The organism is Streptomyces sp. NPDC006265, assembly GCF_040613555.1.
Taxonomy (GTDB): Bacteria; Actinomycetota; Actinomycetes; order Streptomycetales; family Streptomycetaceae; genus Streptomyces.
In genome coordinates this window covers 1-1926 of record NZ_JBEXSH010001247.1, presented here as the reverse complement: position 1 = coordinate 1926, position 1926 = coordinate 1, and the positions used below count along the sequence as shown (strand labels likewise).

Genomic DNA, 1926 nt, shown 5'->3' with positions numbered 1-1926 from the left:
GGTCGGGCGCCTGCGATGCCCTGGTGGGGCCGGTGGGACGCCGGCACGGCCCGCACGCGCGGGAGCCGCTCTCACGCCACCGATGCGATCCGCATCCTGATGTCGTCCGGCGACAGCGCCCCCTTGGCCGTCACATGGTCGCCCGACGACTCGCCGCGCAGCCGGCGCCCGATCCACGGCACCAGGAACTCCCGCGCCCAGGCGACGTTGTCGCGCCGCATGTCGAGAGCGCCGCGCGGGGGCAGCGGGGGCCACGCCTGCTCGGGATCGGCCGGCACGTCGAGGCCGAGCACCTGACCCGCGCGGAGCGCCACGCGCGTGTGCCCCTCGGGGGACAGGTGCAGCCGGTCGGCGTCCCAGGCCCTGCGGTCCTGCACACTGCGCAGGGACCACAGGTCCAGGACCGGGCAGCCGTACCGGTCGGCGATGGCCCGGACGTGTCCGTTGTACGTGGCGATCTTGCCGCGCAGGTGCCTGAGCACGGGCACGCCACGGGTGTCGAAACCGGTCGTCACCATGACCGTGCCGGACACGGCGGTGAGCTGGGCCAGGGCCCGTTCGAAGCGCTCGGCAACCTCGTCAGGGTCGGTGCCGGGCCGGATGATGTCGTTGCCCCCGGCGCAGAACGAGACGAGGTCCGGGGCCATGTCGACGGCCCGCGGAACCTGGTCCGCCACGATCTGGTCGAGGAGCTTTCCGCGTACGGCGAGATTGGTGTACTGGAAGTCGCCCTCGGGCCTGCGGTCGGCGAGCAGGACGGCGAACCGGTCGGCCCAGCCGACGAACGCCCCGTCGGGGCCGGGGTCGCCGACGCCCTCGGTGAAGCTGTCCCCCACCGACACGTACGACCCGATCACTGCTCTGCTGTCACTCTTCGAATCGTCTGCCACAGCAGCTCATGATTCACCTTCGAATGTGACCTACGCGACCGTAGGAAAGGGTTGACGGACGGTGAGATAAGCCACTCCTAAAGTGTTCGTCAACTCCGGAATACACCGCTTGTCAGGGATGTTTCGGGGTGAGCCGCCAGACCCGGAACGCACTGATCCGGAAATGGCTCCAGACGGTCCGGAAGGCGAAGTGCCCACTCGCGTACGGCTGCGGGTCGATGTGGTCGAAGACGAGCCGGCCGTTGTTCCACCACTGGACCGTGGAACCGTCGGAGATGATCCGGACCCGGTTCGGCTCGCCCGGGACCAGCAGCGGCTCGGTGTAGTCGAAGACCAGGGGGCGGACACCGGGTTCGCCGACGTAGCGGCGCAGCCGGGTCGTGGTGTTGTAGTTGGCGCCGCAGCCCGCGTAGTACGTCGTGAGGTGGTCGTACTCGTCGAGGGCCCCGCCGCGCGGCGTCGCGAAGAGGTCGTCCGGGGAGCGGACGTCGGTCGCGTTCCAGAAGTTGTTGAGGTCCGAGACCCGGTCGTTGACCCCGCCCTCGGAGACGGGCGTCGCGGTGTACTCGAGCACGTACGGACCTGCGAGCCGCCGCCTGAACCAGACGGTCGCGCCGCTCGGCACGTCGATCTCCAGGGTGCCGCGGGAGGCGGTGACGGTGCCGCCGTCCTGGAGTTCGGTCGCCCACTGCCCGAGGCCGTGGCAGAAGTCGTCGTGGGCGATGAGGCGGCGGTGGCGGGTCGCGGCGTGCGCGGCGACCGTGGGGGCGAGGGCCGCCAGGGCGGATCCGGCGGCCAGGGCTGCGAACGCTCTGCGGGTGCTCGGCACGGTGACACAGCTCCTCGGGGTCCGCCGGGAAGGCTCGGGAAAGCGCTTGCACTCCGGCCGGGCTCACTCTGTCCCAACTGCCGCCGCCTGTCGATCCCTTGGCGCGATCGAGAGCCCGCACACACCGAAGGCCGGACCCGGGGATCGGGGTCCCAGCAGCTCCGCCTGGAGGTCCTGGCCGACCGTCATGCCGTCCGCGGCGATCGA

The 1926-nt window shown here is 70.9% G+C and carries 2 protein-coding genes; both read right to left on the bottom strand.

The genetic code is table 11. The features are described 5' to 3' along the window. Positions 1-71: 71 nt before the first annotated feature. On the bottom strand, positions 72-857 hold the full coding sequence (locus ABZ281_RS47640) for an SGNH/GDSL hydrolase family protein (protein WP_356664899.1): 786 nt from the start codon (positions 855-857) through the stop codon (positions 72-74). Between the two features lie 145 nt (positions 858-1002). Further along, positions 1003-1719: a DUF6250 domain-containing protein gene (locus ABZ281_RS47635; RefSeq protein WP_356664897.1), complete on the bottom strand. Its 717-nt coding sequence runs from the start codon at positions 1717-1719 to the stop codon at positions 1003-1005. Positions 1720-1926: the final 207 nt, after the last annotated feature.